This window comes from Rhodococcus sp. JCM 9793 (genome assembly GCF_055380405.1).
Map to the genome: position 1 here is coordinate 591,568 of NZ_AP043721.1, position 19,831 is coordinate 611,398.

The 19,831-nt window shown below is 65.3% G+C and carries 17 protein-coding genes; 10 read left to right on the forward strand and 7 right to left on the reverse strand.

Features of this window, described 5'->3' with window-relative positions; genetic code table 11:
- The first annotated feature begins 3 nt into the window (after window positions 1-3).
- From ACZ46K_RS04890 to ACZ46K_RS04920, 7 genes are read left to right on the forward strand one after another with little or no spacing between them, the layout of a single operon-like run.
- Window positions 4-1,059 (forward strand): FAD-binding oxidoreductase, encoded by a 1,056-nt coding sequence (locus ACZ46K_RS04890; RefSeq protein ID WP_464746958.1) that lies wholly within the window; start codon window positions 4-6, stop codon window positions 1,057-1,059.
- Between the two features lie 27 nt (window positions 1,060-1,086).
- On the forward strand, window positions 1,087-1,965 hold the full coding sequence (locus ACZ46K_RS04895) for a VOC family protein (protein WP_054809916.1): 879 nt from the start codon (window positions 1,087-1,089) through the stop codon (window positions 1,963-1,965).
- A complete protein-coding gene (locus ACZ46K_RS04900) occupies window positions 1,962-3,299 on the forward strand; it encodes an amidase (protein ID WP_464746960.1) in 1,338 nt (445 codons plus the stop codon). The genes ACZ46K_RS04895 and ACZ46K_RS04900 overlap by 4 nt, the downstream gene beginning before the upstream one ends.
- Complete coding sequence (locus ACZ46K_RS04905; protein ID WP_454842286.1) at window positions 3,292-4,626, forward strand: M20 family metallopeptidase; 1,335 nt, start codon at window positions 3,292-3,294, stop codon at window positions 4,624-4,626. Before ACZ46K_RS04900 ends, ACZ46K_RS04905 begins: the two co-directional genes overlap by 8 nt.
- Entirely contained in the window at window positions 4,623-5,378 is a 756-nt protein-coding gene (locus tag ACZ46K_RS04910; protein ID WP_054806069.1) for an aspartate/glutamate racemase family protein, read from the forward strand. The genes ACZ46K_RS04905 and ACZ46K_RS04910 overlap by 4 nt, the downstream gene beginning before the upstream one ends.
- 9 nt (window positions 5,379-5,387) lie before the next feature.
- Window positions 5,388-6,248 (forward strand): alpha/beta fold hydrolase, encoded by an 861-nt coding sequence (locus ACZ46K_RS04915; protein ID WP_454842285.1) that lies wholly within the window; start codon window positions 5,388-5,390, stop codon window positions 6,246-6,248.
- Complete coding sequence (locus ACZ46K_RS04920; protein WP_464746962.1) at window positions 6,245-7,819, forward strand: flavin-containing monooxygenase; 1,575 nt, start codon at window positions 6,245-6,247, stop codon at window positions 7,817-7,819. Before ACZ46K_RS04915 ends, ACZ46K_RS04920 begins: the two co-directional genes overlap by 4 nt.
- 7 nt (window positions 7,820-7,826) lie before the next feature.
- On the opposite strand, the gene ACZ46K_RS04925 is transcribed toward ACZ46K_RS04920, so the two are convergent.
- Entirely contained in the window at window positions 7,827-8,867 is a 1,041-nt protein-coding gene (locus tag ACZ46K_RS04925) for a pirin family protein (RefSeq protein ID WP_054806068.1), read from the reverse strand.
- A 14-nt stretch (window positions 8,868-8,881) separates the two neighbouring features.
- The gene (locus tag ACZ46K_RS04930; RefSeq protein ID WP_464746964.1) at window positions 8,882-9,778 is read right to left on the reverse strand and encodes a spermidine synthase; all 897 of its coding nucleotides are present in this window, start codon (window positions 9,776-9,778) and stop codon (window positions 8,882-8,884) included.
- A gap of 130 nt (window positions 9,779-9,908) precedes the next feature.
- On the opposite strand from ACZ46K_RS04930, the gene ggh reads away from it, so the two are divergent.
- Window positions 9,909-11,246 (forward strand): glucosylglycerate hydrolase, encoded by a 1,338-nt coding sequence (gene ggh, locus ACZ46K_RS04935; RefSeq protein WP_464746966.1) that lies wholly within the window; start codon window positions 9,909-9,911, stop codon window positions 11,244-11,246.
- 17 nt (window positions 11,247-11,263) lie between these two features.
- Here ggh and ACZ46K_RS04940 read toward each other — a convergent pair whose 3' ends face one another.
- From ACZ46K_RS04940 to ACZ46K_RS04950, 3 genes are all read right to left on the reverse strand, one after another.
- Complete coding sequence (locus ACZ46K_RS04940) at window positions 11,264-13,345, reverse strand: PhoX family protein (protein ID WP_464746968.1); 2,082 nt, start codon at window positions 13,343-13,345, stop codon at window positions 11,264-11,266.
- Window positions 13,346-13,448: 103 nt separating this feature from the next.
- Window positions 13,449-14,642: an alpha/beta fold hydrolase gene (locus ACZ46K_RS04945; protein WP_464746970.1), complete on the reverse strand. Its 1,194-nt coding sequence runs from the start codon at window positions 14,640-14,642 to the stop codon at window positions 13,449-13,451.
- Window positions 14,643-14,685: 43 nt separating this feature from the next.
- Window positions 14,686-15,795, reverse strand: a complete 1,110-nt coding sequence (locus tag ACZ46K_RS04950) for an alpha/beta hydrolase (protein WP_054807807.1) — start codon at window positions 15,793-15,795, stop codon at window positions 14,686-14,688.
- A gap of 109 nt (window positions 15,796-15,904) precedes the next feature.
- Between ACZ46K_RS04950 and ACZ46K_RS04955 the strand changes: the two genes are divergently transcribed.
- Complete coding sequence (locus ACZ46K_RS04955) at window positions 15,905-17,020, forward strand: sensor histidine kinase (RefSeq protein ID WP_464746972.1); 1,116 nt, start codon at window positions 15,905-15,907, stop codon at window positions 17,018-17,020.
- A complete protein-coding gene (locus ACZ46K_RS04960; protein WP_464746974.1) occupies window positions 17,017-17,661 on the forward strand; it encodes a response regulator transcription factor in 645 nt (214 codons plus the stop codon). Before ACZ46K_RS04955 ends, ACZ46K_RS04960 begins: the two co-directional genes overlap by 4 nt.
- A gap of 35 nt (window positions 17,662-17,696) precedes the next feature.
- Here ACZ46K_RS04960 and ACZ46K_RS04965 read toward each other — a convergent pair whose 3' ends face one another.
- Both ACZ46K_RS04965 and ACZ46K_RS04970 read right to left on the reverse strand, forming a co-directional pair.
- Window positions 17,697-18,491 (reverse strand): LLM class F420-dependent oxidoreductase, encoded by a 795-nt coding sequence (locus ACZ46K_RS04965; RefSeq protein WP_054807292.1) that lies wholly within the window; start codon window positions 18,489-18,491, stop codon window positions 17,697-17,699.
- A 3-nt stretch (window positions 18,492-18,494) separates the two neighbouring features.
- Window positions 18,495-19,769 (reverse strand): glycosyltransferase 87 family protein, encoded by a 1,275-nt coding sequence (locus ACZ46K_RS04970; protein WP_464746976.1) that lies wholly within the window; start codon window positions 19,767-19,769, stop codon window positions 18,495-18,497.
- Between the last annotated feature and the right edge of the window lie 62 nt (window positions 19,770-19,831).

Genomic DNA, 19,831 nt, shown 5'->3' on the forward strand with positions numbered 1-19,831 from the left:
GTCGTGTCGATCGCCCCGACCGACACTCTTCCGGAGCGCTCGATGGCCACCCAGAGCAATGTCCGTCTCAACTTCACAGATGGAACCAAAACCGTTCAGGTACCGGCCGATACCACGATTCTCGAAGCGGCGACCGAAGCCGGTGTGCGATTGGTCAGTCAATGCACGGTGGGCACGTGCGGAACATGCGTGGGCCGGGTCGCACGCGGTGACGTGATCATGCCCGAAGGGCGCGTGTACTCGCTCAAGAAGGACGAAATCGACGCTGGCCAAAGGTTGTTGTGTCAATCGCACGTGCGTGGCGATTCCGAGATCGACCTCGACTACCCGGCATCGATGCTCGACGAGTACCCCGTGATCACGGCGACCGCAAAGGTCGGTGCGATCATCTGGCTCGGTGAGACTGCGGTGGAACTGCAACTCAAATTGCCCAAGTCGGTGCGCTTTGCGTTTCGAGCCGGGCAGTACGTGCGAATGCAGGTGCCCGGCACCGACGAATGGCGTTCGTACTCGATGGCATCCGGCGAACGAGACCGCAAGAAACTGACCTTCACGATCCGGGTGCTACCCACCGGCGTGATGTCGGATTACCTCCGCAACAACGCCGTGGTCGGAGACCGGATCGAGATCGAGGGTCCCACAGGTAGCTTCGGACTCATCGACGAGTCCGGCCCGGTTCTCATGATTGCCGGAGGTACCGGACTGGCCCCGATGCTGTCGATGCTCGAGAAGCTGCAGACCGCACGCGACGAATATCCGATCAGGCTCGTATTCGGTTGCAGCCGTGAAACCGACCTGTTCCATCTCGACGAGCTGGAAGCCCGGCAGGGCTTCATGTCCAAACTCGACGTGCGCGTGGTTGTCGACGAACCGACCGCCGTAACCGGAGTGCTGGAGGGTAACCCCGTCAGCGTTCTGAACGCAGCGGACGTCGAGCACCCCCTCACCTCCGCCTACCTGTGCGGCCCGCCGGCGATGCTGAAAGCCGCGGAGGAGCGGCTGCTCGAACTCGGGATGCCGGCCGAGCGTATCCACGCCGAGCAGTTCCTACCCAGCTGACTCGCTACTTCCGAACAGAGGCAAGAGATGAGCCTTTCCCGTCTGGGCGCAATGAGTGTCGAGGTCACCGACCTCGAGGCCTGGCGCCACGTCTTGGTGGACCTGCTGGGGCTGTACGCACGCCCCCGCGAAACGGAACAGGATCCGCTGCTGATCCGAATCGATGACCACCACCATCGCATCGCACTGTATCCCGCGGAACAGGACCGAATCCGGTCGATCACGTGGGAGGTCGACAGTCCCGATATGCTGCGGACCCTGGCGGACCGGGTCACGACCGAGGGAATCGACGTCGAGTGGATTCCGGCCGGTCCCGCGGAGGAGCGGTTCGCTGTCGAAGCGTTCCGGTTCGTCGACCACGACGGATTCCCCAATGAGGTCTGCTTCGGCCCGACGATCGACCATGCCCCTCTCGTGCACGGCAATGTGATCAGCGGATTCGTCACCGGGACCCTCGGTCTCGGACATGTGGTGCTGATGTGCAAGGACTACCCGGCCGCCGTGGACTTCTACACCCGGGTGCTCGGCTTCCGGCTCACCGACTACATCGTGTGGGACGGTGCCGACGCGACGTTCCTGCACTGCAACCCCCGGCACCACAGCCTTGCGTTGATGAACGAATGCTTCTCGTTCACCGGAGGTGATTTCAATCATCTGATGATCGAAGCGGCATCCCTGGACGACGTGGGCCGCGCATACGACATCATCAACGCTGCAGGGATCGATCTTCAGATGACATTCGGGCGCCACACCAATGACGGCGTGACGTCCTTCTACATGCGCACGCCATCGGGATTCGCGATAGAGATCGGATACGGCGGCGAGCTCATCGACTCGGACGAGTGGGAGGTCAAGACCTTCCGGTCTCCGTCCCGATGGGGTCACGAACCACAGAAGGCGGGGTGACCGCGGTGTCCGGCCCTACCGCACCCACCTCCCCCATCACTGACATCCTGGCCGACGAGCATCGAAGCGTCGCGGCAGTCGAGCGTTGCTTGGCGCGCATCGAGGAACGTGACGAGACGATCATGGCTTGGGCACACGTCGACCCTGAGCTCGCACTGAGTCAGGCGTCGGCACGTGACTCCGAGCAACGGCGCTCGCCTCTGCACGGAATTCCGTTCGGTATCAAGGACATCATCGACACCGATGACCAGCCCACGGCATACGGATCAGAGTTGTGGAAAGGCCACCGGCCCGACGGCGACGCCGAAGTCGTTCGGCGTCTGCGCCGCGACGGCGCAGTGATCATGGGAAAGACGACCACTACCGAGTTCGCAACGTATCGACCGACCGAGACACGCAACCCACATCACACGGGACATACTCCCGGAGGATCGTCGAGTGGTTCTGCTGCTGCGGTCGCAGACGGCCAGGTGCCGTTGGCGTTGGGAACCCAGACTGCCGGATCGGTCCTACGGCCGGGCTCCTTCTGCGGCGTGTTCACGCTCAAGCCGACATACGGGCGCTGGCCGTTTGACGGTGTACTGCCCGTCGCGCTCACCTTCGACACGGTCGGCGCATTCGCCCGGCATCCCGCGTGGTTGGGCGCCATCGACGAATCCCTCTCCACCGCCGGACACGTCCCTCCCCCGGCTACCGTGCTGGCACCACTGCGAGAACTACGGGTCGGAGTGCTGCGACCACCGTGGGACGACCGCGCAACTCCGGCGGCGGCCGCACTCCTGGAAGACTTCACTTCCGGCCTGCGTGGGCTGGTGTCCGACATCGTCGATGTGCAGATTCCGGCCGACCTCGCCGACCTCGACGACGCGCACACCCTGCTCATGGCGGCCGAAGCCTCCGCTGCGCTCGCCGAACGTATCCACGGGTCGCGTCCGGGAAGTATCAGCAGGCAACTGACGAATTTCCTGCAGTCGGGTCGCGAGGCGCCGTCGAATGCGATTCAGTCTGCCAGAACGGTGCTCAGGAGGGCACGCACCGTGGTCGATCGCCTGTTCGACGACCTGGACCTGCTGGTCACGCTCGCCGCGCCGGGCGAAGCACCTGTGATCGGTACCGGAACCGGTGACCCCGTGTTCAACAAGCTCGCGAGTGTGAGCGGATGTCCCGCTGTCGGGCTCCCGGCAGGACGCGGCGTCCATGGCCTGCCTCTCGGAATCCAGCTTGTGGCACCCGCACATGCGGATCAGGCGCTGGTGCGCATAGCGACCTGTCTGACGGATCGCGCCGGCCTGGCTGCGAGGCCCGGCATATCGGAGAGAGAAACAGATGACTGATATATCGACAACCAAGGCGCTCCCGCTCGACGATCGTCGGCGCGAGATGTACGAGGCCGTCTGCGCGAACCTGAACGCTGATCGATTCCGGGACTTGCTCGTCGATCTGATCGGCATTCACAGTCCCACCGGCCGTGAGCGGGCAGCGTCCGAGTTCATGGCGTCCCACCTCCGTGAGCGGGTCGGGATCGATGCGCGATACCAGCCGATCTCCGAACACACCGGCAACGCGATCGGCGAGATGCAGGGATCGGGTGGAGGTAGCAGGCTGTTGCTCTACGCCCCTATCGACACGCACATCGATCCCGAATCGGATGTCCCCTGGATCGGAAAATCGTTGCGATCCGACATGATTCCCGAAGCTACGGTTCACGGGGATCTCGTCGTCGGCCTGGGCGCCTCGAATCCGAAGTGCATGGTCGCCGGGCTCACCGAAGTCATGCATGCCGTCGTCGACGCCGATCTTCCCCTGATCGGGGACCTCGCAATCGGGTTCGCGGGCGGCGGGATGCCGGTGACGATGAGCGAACGCGACAACGTCGGGATGAGTAGCGGTGTGTTTCATCTGCTCACCCACGGAATGGCACCCGACCATGCCGTCGTGCTCAAGCCGTGGTGGGCGGTATACCCGGAAGAGCCAGGTATGTGCTGGTTCAAGGTGTCGGTGCGCGGGACTTTCGGATACGCCGGAATCACAAGGGGAACCAAGGGATTCCGCTCCTCGATCGTGCCGGCTGCCACGGTGATCCAAGAGATCGAGGCGTGGCTGCCCCAGTACACCGCACGCAACACGTCCGGTTCGACCATTCCCGAGGGCTGGATCTCGGCCGTCCGGTCGGGGAGCCCGGACAAGCCTGCCTTCCCGTCCGCGACCACGGAGATCTACCTCGACGTCCGGGTCAATCCCCGCGTGACACCGGGCGACGTTCGTCACCAATTTGCGCAGATGATCGATGAGATTCGCAGACGGAACCCCGACCTCGATCTGGATTGGGAGATGTACGGCTCGCTGCCCGGCGGCATGACCGACCCGGAGAACTGGATAGTCCAGTCGTGCCGACGAGGATGGGAGGAGGTCGAGGGTCGCCCGTACACCACGACGCCGCTCCTCGGTGGCCAGACCGACGGCACACTGATCCGGCGTCTCGGAATACCGTGCGCGCGCATCGGATATCCGTGGCCGCCGGAAACTGCCCCCGATGACCTGAACGAGGGGCTAGGAGGAATGGGTGTCGCCTCCGTGGCCGACGTGATGATGGCGACCAAGGCCGTAGCCTACGCCGTCGTCGACACCCTCACCCGAACCAGAGAGGAACTCGACCTGTGAACCGTGTGCTCAATATCGTTCCCGTTCCCGTACCGCCAGAGGCATTGGATGCCTTCGCTGCCCAGCTGTCAGGCGAGTTCGTCCACCCATCCTTCGAGAATGTCTTCGTCTCGGCCAGGGCCGGTGGCGCGACGCTCGACAGCGCCTACGAAACCACTCTCGCCGACGCCTTCGTTCTCGAGGCAGGATGCCGGGCACAGGAACAGGGTTACGTGGGTGTATGTGTCAACTCGATGAGCGACTCCGCCCTCGCCGCGCTTCGCTCGCGCTTGACGATCCCGGTGGTCGCGCCGAGTCAGGCAACCATGCTGCTTGCCTGTCTACTCGGCAAGCGATTCTCGGTTGTCACGATGTGGCCCCAGTGGCACGAGTTGTACTACAAGGCCGCTCGGGAGAACGGAATCAGCGCACGCCTCGCGTCGGTACGCGACATCGGAGTCCGGCCCGATGCAGCGGAACTTCTTGCAGGGAAGGAAGAGTTCGTCTTCACCGAGCTCGAACGTCAGGCGCGCGCCGCCGTGGAGGATGACGGAGCCGATGTCATCGTGCTCGGATCGACCACCATGCATCAGAGCCACGCGTATCTGTCGTCGGTGCTCGACGTTCCCGTCCTCAATCCCGGTGTCGTCGCGTACAAGATGTGCGAAATGCTTGTTCAGACCGGACTTTCGCACAGCAAGCGTGCATACCCGTCTCCCGAACGCCTCCAGGACGACCTTCTGCAGTCGGTCGTTTCCGTTTTCCAGAGCTAGGAATCCACGATGACACACGCAACCAATCCCGAGATCGGGAAGACCTTCCGTACAGGGTCATTCGAGACCAACTATCACGACGTGGGAAGCGGCGTGGGAGCACCGGTCCTCCTACTGCACGGTTCAGGTGCCGGCGTGTCGGCGTGGGCCAACTGGCGGGGCCTGATTCCCGTACTGTCGGAGAACTTTCGGGTGATCGCACCCGATCTGGTGGGATTCGGCTACACGACGCTGCCCGACCCTGTCCGGTTCGAGATCTTCGACACCTGGATCGATCAGATCCTCTCGTTGCTCGATGGATTGGGTATCGAGAAGGTGCACGTCGTCGGGAACTCGTTCGGTGGTGGGCTTGCCCTTCATCTCGCCACCCGATTCCCTGAGCGGCTCGACCGAATCGTACTCATGGGCGCGGGTGGAGTGAAGATCGATTTCACGCCCGAGCTCGACGCGCTGTGGGGATACACGCCGTCGGTGGAGAACATGAGGAACATCATGGACATCATGGCGTACGACCGGACGCTCGTCACCGATGAACTCGCCGAACTGCGCTATCGTGCCACGATCCGCCCGGGCGCCCAAGAAGCCTTCGAGCAGGTATTCCCGGAGCCACGGCAGCGCTGGCTCGATGCTCAGATCGTAGCGGACGAGAGCCTCGCGAAGATCGGACACGAGGTGCTGATCGTGCACGGTAGAGAGGACCGCGTGGTACCGGTCGAGGCCTCACGGCACATGTTCGACATGATTCCGAACGCTCAGCTGCACGTGTTCGGTAAGTGCGGGCATTGGACCCAGATCGAACACGCAACGCGATTCCAGCAGTTGGTAGACGGTTTCCTCGGTGAGTCGCTCGTGCCGGAGGAAGTCCTGTGAACGACTCATGGGCGTCGACTCCGCGGAACGGCGGCCCGGTCTCGGGGGGACACTCGGCGGACAAGACCAAGATTGCCATCGTCGGGGCCGGGGTTGCGGGACTGTGCACCGCGAAGGTGCTGAAGCAGTTCGGATTCGATGTGGTCGTGTACGACAGGACACCGGATGTGGGCGGCGTGTGGAGTGTGACCCGTCGCTACCCGGGAGTGATGACCCAGAACAACAAAGGAACGTATGCGTTCTCGGATTATCCGATGCCGCGGTGGTATCCGGAGTGGCCGACCGGCGCTCAGGTTCAGCGGTACCTGGCCGGCTATGTCGAGTTCTTCGGCTTGGAGTCGTACCTGCGACTGGGAACCGAAGTGACCTCCATGCTCCAGGACGAGAACACCGGCCGCTGGTCGGTCTCGACCCGTAACGTCGCGACCGGACACGCCGAGGATGCCTGGTACGACCACGTTGTGATTGCCAATGGAATCTTCTCCGACCCGTTCATTCCCTCGTATCCGGGCGTGGCGGAGTTCGAGGAAGTGGGTGGCCGACTGTGCGCGGCGTCCGATTTCCACGATCTCGACGAGGCGGCAGGCAAGCACGTGCTGGTAGTCGGCTACGGAAAGTCTGCATGCGATGTTGCAGAGGCTCTCAGTGAGGTCTCGGCTACGATGACTGTGGTTGCTCGCGAGGTCACCTGGAAGATGCCCCGCAAGCTCGGAAACATGCTGAACTACAAGTACATTCTCCTCACCCGGCTCAGCGAGGGATTGTTCGAGCATATCGAGCAGCGGGGGTTCGGGCGGTTCCTCACGGGCCCGGGAAGGTTCGTGCGGGACGGGATGCTCGGATTCATCCAGCGGATCGTGCGAAGGCAACTGTCGCTCGATCGGGTCGGCCTGGTTCCCGAGGGTTCCTTCGAGCGGCTTGTTCGCCACGCGGTGAGCCTTGCGACCGAGCGGTTCTACGAGAAAGTGGAATCCGGCACGATCGAGGTACGTCGCGGAACCGCCATCACCGCGTTGTACGAGAAGGACGGTCGCGCGGTCGCCGAACTGTCCGACGGAAGCGTCGTACCTGCGGACGTCATCGTGTGTGCAACGGGGTTCGAACAACGGGTGCCGTTTCTGGACGACGAGATCCAACGACGTCTCACGGATTTGGAGGGCAACTTCCTCCTCTATCGTCAGATCCTGCCATTGGATGTGTCCAATCTGTATTTCATCGGCTACGGGTCGTCGCTGTTCAGTCCGCTCAGTGCAGAGGCCGCCGCTCTCTGGACCGCCGACCACCTGCTGGGTGGCGCAGAGTTGCCACCGCTGGAGCAACGCCGCGAATTCGTTCGGACGCGACTGGACTGGATGATCGAGCGAAGTGAGGGAAAACCTGCTCGCGGAACCAATATCATCCCGTTTTCGCTACGGCAGGTCGATGAGGTACTCGACGAAATCGATGCCAACGTAGGACCTCTGACCAGGTTGTCGCAGTGGATTCTGCCGGCACGTCCCTCGTCGTACCGTCGATCGACGAGGGTACTGATGAAGCGGCACGGCATCGTCAGGGTGTCGCCGTCACGCTGACGTTCACCTACGATTGTGGCGTTGAGGGCCTTTCGATCCGCTGGTCGGGGTACCGTGCGAATCGCCCGGCGTCGGGAGCATGTACCGGGTCGTTGCTCTCCCACGGCCAGCCACCGAAACCCGTGCGGCGGTAGTCGTCGAACGCCTGCTGGATGCCGGCTTCGTCGTTGAGGACGAACGGGCCGTACGACGCAACGGGTTCGCCGATCGGACGTCCTTGCAGCATCAGGATCTGGGTGGTGTCGTCGCTTCCGCAGAGTGTGATGGGTTCGGAGGCATCGACGACGGCGCCGTGCCCCGAGCTCACCTGTTGATCACCGATCTGCACCGGAGAACCGTTGTACACGTAAAGGACACGCTGTGTTCCGGCACCTGCTGCCGCAGGCAGCACCCACTGTGCGCCTGGCGACAGGTCGATATTCCAGATTGCCACGTCGGTGTCGGAGCGCGACGCCCACGAGTGCGGCGGCGGCGCAGGCGCTGTCGCGTCGTCCAGCCTTCCGGCGAGCACCCGGACGGAGACGGCCCGATCGGCGTCGTCGGTGAACGTCACCGTCGGCGTGTCCTCGTTCCACAGCATCGAGAAATGCGGGTCGGCGGTCTTCGACTCGGCAGGCAGGTTCAGCCAGATCTGGAACAGTTCGAGCGGGTTGTCGGCGTCCCGGTTCAGCAGCGGAAACATCTCGCTGTGCACGACGCCATGCCCGGCGGTGAGCCACTGCGTGTCGCCTTCCCCGAATCGGGCGGACGCGCCGACAGAGTCGGAGTGGTCGATGAAACCCGATCGGACGAACGTCACCGTTTCGAACCCACGGTGTGGATGGCCGGGGAATCCCGGGACGGTGGTGCCGTGGTACATGTTCCACCCCGCAGGATTGCCGAAGTCCTGGCCGAGCGGGCGTCCGTCGAGCGGCGCATCCGGCCCGAGATCGGCATTGCCGGCGGGATACGCGTCGACGTGGTGTGCGACGAACAGGAACGGATCGATCGTTTGCCAGGGCGAACCCAGCTTGAATACCTGGAGGACGGGCGAATGTGTCGAGGTCATGCAAGCTTCAACGATCAGAGGGGTCCACGTGTTCCCCGCTGCGGTGCCGCCGTGCTCCGCTGAGGCGCTTCGCTGTCGTCGAGAACCTTCGAACCCGCCGCGAACTTGTGCGTCTCCGCAGTGTGCCTGATCTGAGCGGGCACGGCACCACCGAGCAGGTCACGGGCCAGGGCGTCGGACTCTCCGAGCGGCCGGTCGCTGCCCGCGATGATGAGATTGCCATAGCGCCTGCCCTTGAGCATGGCCGGATCCGCGATCATCGCGGTGTGTTCGAACACCGAGCCGATGGTCGCGGCCTCACGTCGGGCAGTGGTCAGGTCACGGGTGTCGCCGCAGTTCACGACGTACAGCCCACCGGGAGCCAGGACCCGCAGCACATGTCGGGTGAACTCGAGCGTCGTCAACGCCACCGGTGTCTTGTTGATCGCGAACACGTCGCGGATGATGACGTCCCGCGTCGCATCGGTGAGCGAGGTGAGGACTGCTCGGCCCTCCCCCACCCGGATCCGCAGCATAGGTGCGCGCGGCAGGTCGAACCATTCGCGCACCAGCTCGGCGAGGCGACCGTCGATCTCGACGACAACCTGCCTGGCATCGGGATAGGTCGCAGCGAGGTACCGCGCCATGGTGCACGCACCGCCGCCGAGGTGCAGGGCGCGCAGCCGGGTGTCGCGGGAGAACTGGCTGTGCACGAGCATCGTGATCCAGCGCATGTATTCGAACTCGAGCAGCGTCGGGTCGTCCGGATCGATGTGGGAACTGGGCACACCGTTGACCTCGAGAATCCATCCCGAGTCGCGATACGGATCTTTGACCAGCTCACATGTGCCTGTGTCCGTGTCGTACAACCCCGCAACCGGTTCATGGCTCGACCCAGTCGGCTTCTCCCGGCCAGTCCTGCGTCTGCCCATGCGTCGAGCCTAACGCCTGAGCTTCCGGTGGGCTGTGCGGGAGCCGCGTCCAGAGGTACTGGTCCATACTTTCTGATGAGCGATGTGGGCGAAGGCGTGCATCTTCGCCGGGAGGCCTCAGAATGGGACGATGGCGGACCGCGGCTTCACCCCCACCCAGCTCGCAGCGCGCGCAGCGTATCTTCTTCGCGGCAACGACCTGGGAACCATGACGAGCGCAGCACCCAAGCTGTACCCGCACATGTGGAGCTGGGACGCAGCGTTCGTGTCGATCGGGCTCGCGCCGCTGAGTGTGGAACGTGCCGTCGTCGAGCTCGACACGCTGCTGTCGGCGCAGTGGAAGAACGGGATGATTCCGCACATCGTGTTCGCGAACGGTGTCGACGGATACTTCCCAGGCCCCTCTCGATGGGAGGTGAACCGCCTCGCGGCCCATGCCCCGCAGGGGGTGCAGACGTCGGGTATCACGCAGCCGCCGGTGCACGCGATCGCGGTCCAGCGCATCCTCGACCACGCCCGCAGGCACGGTCGCAGCACCCGGGCGGTCGCCGACGAGTTCCTCGACCGACGCTGGCCCGATCTGATGCGCTGGCATCGGTGGTTGGCGGAGGCCAGGGACGTCGGCGGCAACGGGCGCATCGCGGTGTACCACGGCTGGGAATCCGGCATGGACAACTCGCCCCGGTGGGACACCGCCTATGCGAATGTCGTCGTCGACGCACTCCCGGATTTCCGTCGTGAGGATCTCGCCCATGTCGCGGATCCGGGTGAGCGACCCAGCAACGTCGAGTACGCCCGCTATCTGTGGCTGCTCGAGGAGATGAAGACCGCACAGTACGAAGACGATGTACTCGCCACCACAATGAGTTTCGCGGTCGAGGATGTGTTCGTCAGCGCCGTGTTCGCGTTGTCGTGTGAGGTGCTCGCCGACATCGGTGAAGAAGAATCGCGACCCCACGCCGACGTGCGTGAACTGCACGAATGGGCCGACAGGTTCCGTCGCGGCGTCGTCGACTCGACAGATGCGCGGATGGGTGCGGCGAAGGACTTCGACCTGCGGACCGGAAAGTGGGTGGCCACCGACACTCTCGCGATGTTCGCGCCGCTGCTCAGTGGTGGCCTGCACCGGAAAACCGAGCGGGCGTTGCTACACACCTTCGAAGGACCGAAGTTCTGCGGGCACCCCGACCTGCGATACGCGGTGCCGCCGTCCACGTCGCCGGTGTCGGTGGACTTCCGGTCGCGGGAGTACTGGCGGGGTCCGGTGTGGCCCGTCATGACGTGGTTGTTCTCGTGGGTGTTCGCGCGTCGCGGTTGGGTCGAACGCGCGAACACCCTGCGAGCAGAAGGGTTACGGCAGGCCGCCGGCGGCTCGTTCGCCGAATACTACGAGCCGTTCACCGGCGAGCCCTTGGGTAGCATGCAGCAATCCTGGACCGCTGCAGCGGTGTTGGACTGGCTGGGTTGACCTTTCGACCATAAGGGTCAGACGCCGATCTGTCCGCCGCCGGTCTTCCATGCCGCGACCACGGACGGGCGCGGCTGCGAGGTGCCGCCATCGGGCCAGTGCGATCCCGGGCTGTCCCACGACGCATCGTCGGTCTCACCCGGATGCTGGACGCACACGACGACGCGGCTGTCCTCGATGATCGGACCACACGTCTCGGCACCGACCGGGACGGTGAGGAACTGTTTCGTCTCGCCGCGGCGCGGTCCGTCGAGCACCACCGCGAACAGGCCGTCGTTGGAGCCGAGTGCGTTGCCGTCAGTGGAGATCCACAGGTTGCCGTGCGGGTCGAACGCGAGGTTGTCGGGGCACGAGATCGGGCTGACCTGCGACTTGTCGAACCCACCGAAGTAGGTGTCGGCGGTGGACGGGTCGCCGCACACCAGCAGGAGATTCCATGCGAACGACGTACCGGCGTGGTCGTCGTCGATCTCGAGAACCTGACCGTTCTTGTTGTTGTTGCGCGGGTTCGCTTCGTCGGCAGCAGCGCCACCGTCGACACCGCGCTTCGTGTTGTTGGTCAATGCGACGTAGACCTTGCCCGAGACCGGGTTGGCCTCGAAATCCTCGGGGCGGTCCATCTTGGTGGCGCCGACCCGGTCGCCTGCCAGTCGAGTGAACACCGCGACCTCTTCGGCACTCATCCCGTCGACGAGCGACTCGCCAGTGCCGTCCTCGCCCGTGCGCAGCAGCGGAATCCACGTGCCGGTACCGGCGAACGCGCCGCCTTCGGGCAGGTCGCCGGAGCCGTCGATCGCATCGGGACTGTCGCCCGTGAGGGCCGCGACGTACAGCGTGCCTGCGTCGAGCAGTGTCATGTTGTGTGCCGTTGCCGCGCGGGAGTTTCCGTCCTGCATCGTGCGGGACGAGACGAACTTGTACATGTAGTCGAAGCGCTCGTCGTCGCCGCTGTACGCGACGACGGTGCCGTCGTCGGTGACGTGGATGTTCGCGGCCTCGTGCTTGAATCGGCCGAGCGCAGTGTGCTTGACGGGGGTCGAGGAGGCATCGAAGGGGTCGATCTCGACGACCCAGCCGAACCGGTTGACCTCGTTGGGCTCCGCGGCGATGTCGAACCGGGGATCGAAGCGCTCCCATTTGCGTTCGGATGCGCCGCCTTCGATTCCGTACCGGGCGAGGCGTTCGGCGCCGGCCGCGTCGGTGACGGTCTCGGCGTTCGCGAAGTACTGGTTGAAGTTCTCCTCGCCGGACAGCACGGTGCCCCACGGCGTGACGCCACCGGCACAGTTGTTGAACGTTCCGGCGACTCGCGTGCCGGTGGGGTCGGCGGTCGTCTTCAGCAGGTCACTGCCCGCGGCCGGACCGGTGACGAGGAACTCGGTGGTTCCGGTGATCCGACGGTTGTACTCGCCGAATTCGGGTGTGAGACGACCGGATCCGGACTCTCCCTTGACCTGCACGACGGACAGGCCATGGTTCGCAATACCGATGCGTACCTGCTCCTCCGTCGGATTCTCGCCGTCGTACCCGGCGAACATGAACGGTTCGGTGCTGTATTCGTGGTTGACCACGAGCAGGTATGTGTTCGGGACGCCGTCGACGGGCAGCAGCCCGGCGAAGTCGTTGTTGAATCCGAACTGCTTCTCCTGTGCGGCAGCAGACTGATTGTCGATGTCGAATTCGGGGGCATCCGGGAGAACCTTGTCTCCCCAGCGGATCACGACTTCCTGCTCGTAACCCTCGGGTACGGTCACCGCATCGTCGGTGTTGGGGGCAACGGCGACGAAGTCGGTACCGGCCGGGCTGGGGCCGAGATCGACGGCTCCCTGGCCACCACCTTCGGCGGGCGCGGCGGCGGAATCATCGGAGCACGCGACGAGTGCGCCGCCGGCGCCCACGGCGAGGACGGCCATCGCGCCGCCGCGCAGCACGCCACGCCGCGACATCGCGTGACGCACGATGTCGCCGAAGTAGGCACCGCCGGAGGTGTTGGGTACGTCGTGCGAGCAGGCGTCACCGCACTTGTACTTGCAGGTGATGTTCGAGCGCGACGATTTTCCGTCGTGCATGACGATCAGAGGTAACTCTTTGCGGGCCACGGGGCTGTCTCCCTCAGTCTCTAGGTTCAACCGAGGGACCGTAGAAGCTCGAAGCGAGTTGGAGGCAACGAGAAGGTGAACGTGGGGTGGGTGCCGTAGAAAGTCACGGACCGACGGACGGCCCGGTTGTCGTGCCGGTGTCGCCGTCGTTGTCGCTGCCGAGGTTCTCTCCAGGGCGTAGATCGATGAACGGTTCGACCCGGTCGGTGATCGCGTTGTCGTAGGCCTCGGGTGCCTGGATCGGATTCGCGTGACCGGTGTGATCGATCTTTGCGACCAGCAGGGTGCCGTCGACACCGCCGGAGTGTTCGACGAGGGCCTGCTGTGTGTACTCGACGTCCACGACCTGGTCGTTCAGCGCGTGCCGTGGCCGCACGAACACGATCGCCGGTCGCACCTTGTCGTCCTGCTCGGTGGCGAGCACCCGCAGGCTGTCGGAGGCACCGGATGCGACGATCGCCCGGAACTGCGATTCGATCAGACCGTTGCTCGCGGAGTCGGTCGACAGGATCTTGTCCTTCAGGACCTCATCGACGACGTCGAGGAATTCGGAGCCGTCGATGCGTCGGTACCAACGATCCGACGGAAGGACGAACCTGTGCTGGCGTGCCGCGATCTCGATGGTCATCCGCATGATCCGGCTTTCACGGGCACCGGGGATCCAGCCGATCCACCGGAGCAGCTCTTCGCCCGCATCGCGGCTGTCTGCGCGCACGGCGTGCAGGTCGATCGGTGTGCAGTCGAGGATCACCCCGAGCACCTCGAGCGGTGTGTCCTGATACAGATGCTCGGCGACCTCGAGCGCGATGATCCCACCCATGCTGTGGCCGGTGAGGATCACCGAGTCGATGCCCAAGGTCTCGGCGCGTGCGGCGACGAGACGGCTCACCACGGCGGTGTCGAGACCGGAGTTGTCGTACTCGACTGCCCACACGTCCCCGAGGCCGCTCAGCGCGGGCAGCGCCCTCGCGGTGTCTGTGGCGTCGAGATTGCCCAGTCCGACGAGGTCGACGACGGCGGTGTCGCGGCCGTCGGCATCCTGCGCGTCGTAGATGTGATGGATGCGCGGCTGCGTCTCGGCGAGTTGCTCCCGCATGGGTGCGACGTCGAAATGCCAGTACTGGGTGTAGAGGGCAATGAGCGGCACCGTGGCGATCGCGGTGCGCGCGAGGAACCGGCGTGCCCGGCCGAACCGGCGCCAGCTGTGACCTGTCCTCGTGTCGCGCAGGCGCCGCCGCCGGCGAGCGTTGTCCCAGTCGCCGGCGGTGCACGGTGGAAGCGTCGGTACATCTGGCATGCAGTTCCGATCGTACGAGGCACACCGTGCCCGACGCGACGGCTCACCGTGTGGCCTGCCCCGGGGCCTGAGACCAGGCCCGGGTCGCGAAGGCCTCGACCGAATCGACGACCGCGTCGAAACGGGGCGAGTGGAACACGTCGAAGCCGTGGTGGGCGCCGGGCAGTTCCGCGTAGACCGTCCGGCACGAGACCTCGCGCAGCCGCTTCGCGAAGGCGCGGGCGATGGAAATGTGGACGAGGGAATCGTGGTCGCCGTGAACGATCATGACCGGGGGCGCATCCGCGTGGGCCTGGGCGAACGGATCGGTGTCGTCGCCGCGACCGAAGTACGGGCCGTAGTAGCCGCCGAGACCGACGACTGCCGATACCGAGGTGTCGACCTCCTCGAAGCCCGGCTGGTACTCCGACCTGCCCTGAGTGAAGCCTGCCATCGTCGACATGTGGGCACCGGCGGACGAGCCGGTGAGGACGATCCGGTCGGGGTCGGCGCCCCACTCGTGGCCGTGCTCGCGGACCCAGGCGATGACACGCTTGGCGTCGATCAAGTGGTCCTCGAAACCGGCCTCGGGGCGCAGCCGGTAGTTCGCGCTGATGCACACCCAACCTCGGGAGGCGAGGTGGTGGAGCATCGGCCGGGATTGGGTGTTCTTGCGGCCCATGGCGTAATAGCCACCGTGGAAGTGGATGAGGACGGGGGCACCGGTGGGGTGCGAGCGGTGCCGGTAGACGTCCATCAGATTGCGCTTGCCCGCCGTGCCGTAGGCGATATTCGCGGTCCGCTCGACCGATCGTGGTCGGAAGGGGAAGGGATGCAGTAGGAGTCGCAAGTACGAGACACGACGGGTGACGATGATGTCGCCCAGTGCGTCTCGGAGGACCCGCTGGGTACGTATCCCCTTCCACGTGATCAGCCCGATGCACGCCGCGGCGACGACGGCGGCAGCGACGGTGAGCGGTGAGGTGAGGTCGCCCTCGGAGTATGCGAGAGCAGTGCTGGCGGCGAAACCGGCGATCGCGAGGAACGGCAGTTCGTTGACGACCATGCACAGGAGGAAGACCACGGTGCCTGCGCCTTCGCGGAGGCGCGGAACGGGCACGGCGGGGATCGCGAGGACGGCGAGTCCGATCAGGTAGCCGAAAGGGATGCTCATGCCGGTCAGTGTCGTACGTGTGCGAGCCCTGCCACATCGGCCGCGAGGCCGGGGCGCCTCCTACTTTCGTAGGTGACGGAACCGGTCGATCCGTGGATAGCATCGCCCCGTGATCGAGCGCCGAAATCCCCGCCCCCGCGAACTGATCGGTATGGCAACCGGAGTCGGCGTGCTGACCGCACTGACACTGTGGTCGCAACCTGATCCGGGACCGTTGGACTTCGCCGTCGCGGTCCTCGGCCTGGCCGCGGCGATGCTGCAACTGTGGCGGCCGGTGGCCGGGGCCCTCGCCGCGACCGTCCTCGCGGCGTTCTCGCCCATCGCTACCACCGCAGCGACGGTGGGGGCTCTCCAGGTCGCGTGGCGCACGCGGTTCGGCACGGCTGTGGCTGTCGCGGTCGCCGGGATCGCGGCGCATCTGCTCCAGTGGGTTCGGAACCCCGTACCGGCCCTCGGCTTCGACTGGTGGGCGATCCTGGTGACGGTCGCCTACCTCGCGCTGCTGGGTTGGGGCACGCTGGCCCGGTCACACCGCGATCTGGTGATGTCGTTGCGGGAGCGCGCCCGCCGCGCGGAGGCCGAGCAGGGCCGCCTCGTCGCCGAGGCCCGAGCGGCGGAGCGGCGGGGCCTGGCCCGGGAGATGCACGATGTCCTCGCCAACCGTCTGTCGCTGGTTGCTACGCACGCGGGTGCGCTGGAATTCCGGCCTGACGCGTCGCCTGAGAAGGTCGCGCTGGCCGCCGGGGTGGTTCGTTCCGGGGTACACCAGGCGTTGGAGGAGCTGCGACAGGTGATCGTGCTACTGCGCGAAGACGATGCGGCAGCATCGAGCGGCCCCGGCCCGACTGCGGCGGACCTGGAGGCGCTGATCGAAGAGACCCGCGCGGCCGGTCAACAGGTGACGTTGTGCGGAGAGTTCCCCGGCGATCTGCCGCCTTCGGTGGGTCGCACCGTGTACCGGATCGTCCAGGAAGGACTCACGAACGCGCGCAAGCACGCAGCCGGGAACGAGGTCGAGGTGACACTGAGCGGCTTGCCCGGGGCGGAACTCGAGATCGAGATCCGGAACGCGCTACTCGCGCCCGGGACCACCCCGGCCGCGCCCGGCAGTGGGTTGGGCCTGGTCGGGCTCACCGAACGGGTCCGGCTCGCGGGAGGACGGCTCGACCACGAGCGAATCGACGGCCGGTTCCACCTCAGGGCACGGCTACCATTGCCGACGTGATCCGTGTGGTCCTCGTAGACGACGACGCCCTCGTGCGTGCCGGCCTCTCCATGATGCTCGACGGAGTCGGCGACATCGTCGTCGTCGGAGAAGCGGGAGACGGGGGCGAAGCCGTCACCGCCACCGACGCACACCGCCCCGATGTGGTGCTCATGGACCTTCAGATGCCCCGTGTGGACGGCATCACCGCCACGACACTGTTGCGGGGACGGCCTCGGCCGCCCGAGGTCATCGTGCTGACGACCTTCGACACCGATGAGAACGTCCTGCACGCGCTTCGCGCCGGCGCTGCAGGCTTTCTGCTGAAGGACACTCCGCCGGCGCAGATCGCCGAGGCCGTTGCCCGTGTCGCAGCCGGAGATCCGATCCTGTCGCCCGCGATCACCCGCCGGCTGATGGAGCGCACTGTCGTACAGGCGGGCACGTACGAGCGCGCACGCGCGGCGCTGGCGGTGTTGACGCCCCGTGAGCACGAGGTGGCGGTGAGGGTCGGGAACGGGGACACCAATGCCGAGATCGCAGCGGCGCTGACCATGAACGTCACGACGGTGAAATCCCACGTGTCGAGCATCCTCACCAAGCTCGCACTCGACAACCGGACCCAGATCGCGCTGCTCGTCCACGACGCCGACCTGGTGTGACGGGGAGATGCGGGCCGCGTAGCCTGTCGTCCGTGCTACGCCAGACCTGCCAGCGGGGGTGGCGAATTCTCGTCGCGCCACCCGATCGCCTCGACCAGCTGGGTCAGGTCGTAGTCGGGGCCCCCGGCGCTCACGGTGAACAGGGTGATGCCCTCATCGACGTAGGCCGCGACATTCTCGAGCCCCGGCCACGGCGTCGACCGTTCGATCTCCGACGGTGATCGACCGACATCCGCGCATCGCGCCTCGAGGATCTTCGACTTCTCCGTGTGGGTCTCGAATTCGCCGAAGCTGTGCCAGATATCGGCGTACTTCGCGACCAGGGGCAGCGTCTTCTTGGGTCCACCACCGCCGATGAGCAGTGGAATATGCCGGGTGGGTTGCGGGTTCAGCTTGCCGAGTCGTGAGGTGATGCGCGGCAGGTACTCGGCGAGCAGATCGAGCCGCGACCCCTTGGTCCCGAATTCGTAGCCGTACTCGTCGTAATCCTTCTCGAACCAGCCGGAGCCGATGCCGAGGATGAGGCGACCGCCGCTGATGTGGTCGACGGTGCGCGCCATGTCGGCGAGCAGGTCGGGGTTGCGGTAGCCGCCGCCGGTGACGAGCGCGCCGATCTCGACGCGTTCGGTCTGCTCGGCCCACGCGCCGAGCATCGTCCAGCATTCGAAGTGAGCACCGTCGGGATCGCCGTACAGCGGATAGAAGTGGTCCCAGTTGAAGACGATGTCGGCACCCGCGTCCTCGGCGCGGAGCACCGTGTCGCGGATGACCCCGTAGTCGGGCTGTTGTTGGGGCTGAAGTTGGAGACCGATGCGAATGGAGCGAGTCATGCGTCAACCGTATTCGGATCGGGTTCGCGCCGCAGCCGGATTCCGCTGGGGCCGTTCGCTACGAGCACGGCTGCGCCGATTGGTCGTGAGCACGACGACGAGCAGCACCGCGTAGACGATCGGGTAGGTGGCCTGCAGGACCGTTTGCTGCAGCGGTGTGCCCGGGGTCATGAAGATTCCGATAGCCACCACGCCGTCGGGATACGACCGGTACCACGCCAGCAGTGGAATCGCCGCGGCGAACGGCAGGAGGTATCCCCACCACCGCCGCCAGCGCAGGGTTTGGTCCAAGCACAGCACGAGTAGGGGAATGACCCACACCCAGTGATGTCCCCACGAGAACGGCGCCACCATCGGGGCTGTGAGTCCCGCGACGGTCAGGCTCAGGAGGTATTTGCCGTTGCGATGCGCGAGGTATGCCGCCCACAACCCGAGGAGTCCGACGATTCCGGCGCACAGCAGCCACAACCACATCGGGGGATTTTCGGTGTGCAGGGTGCGAGCGAGGATCCCGCGGATCGACTGGTTGGCGGGTGACGAGATCAGCCCGATCCGCTCCGACCGGATGATGGTACTGGTCCAGAATCGCCAGGAGTCCGAGAAGATCACGACGAAACCGAGGAGCACGGTGGCGACGAATGTCGCAGTGGCCACGACCGTTGCGCGCCACTGACGCAGCGTTGCGAGATACGCGATGAAGAACAGCGGGGTGAGCTTGAGGCCCGCGGCGATCCCGACCCCGATCCCCCGTAGCCGGGAGTGCTCGGGCCTCCCGAGATCCCACAGCACCAGCACGAGCAGCACGAGGTTGATCTGTCCGAGCCAGATCGTCATGCGTGCGGGTTCGATCCACGTGAACAGCACCGCGAGAAAGATGCTGATCAGCCGGGTCCGCCCCGAATCCCGGTAGCCGAGTTGCCGCCAGCACAACCACACCGCGAGATACACGAGCACGAGATTGGCCAGGTTGAGCGCGATTTCCGTTCCATGGATGGAGAGGACCGACAGGGGCACGAATGCCAGCGCGGCGAACGGCGGATAGGTGAACGGCAGCGCGCCGTGCAGGACGAAGTCGTACAGCGGTTCGGCGGTCCGGACGGTTGTTCCGCCGTACCGGTAGACCTCGGCGTCGACCGTGTTGCCGAACAATCCGTAGAAGGTGTCGAAGCCGAGCAGTCGATCGTGCGCGACGAACGCCACGGCCGCTGCGAGGCCCAGCATGGCAGGCCACCACCGGGGGTGGTTGCGTGCCCGACGAGACTCGCCGTTGTGCTGCATGCTTATCGAAGTTATGCGTGATTGTGGCGCGCAACCCGTAGGACGTGGGTCGGCGTGTCGAC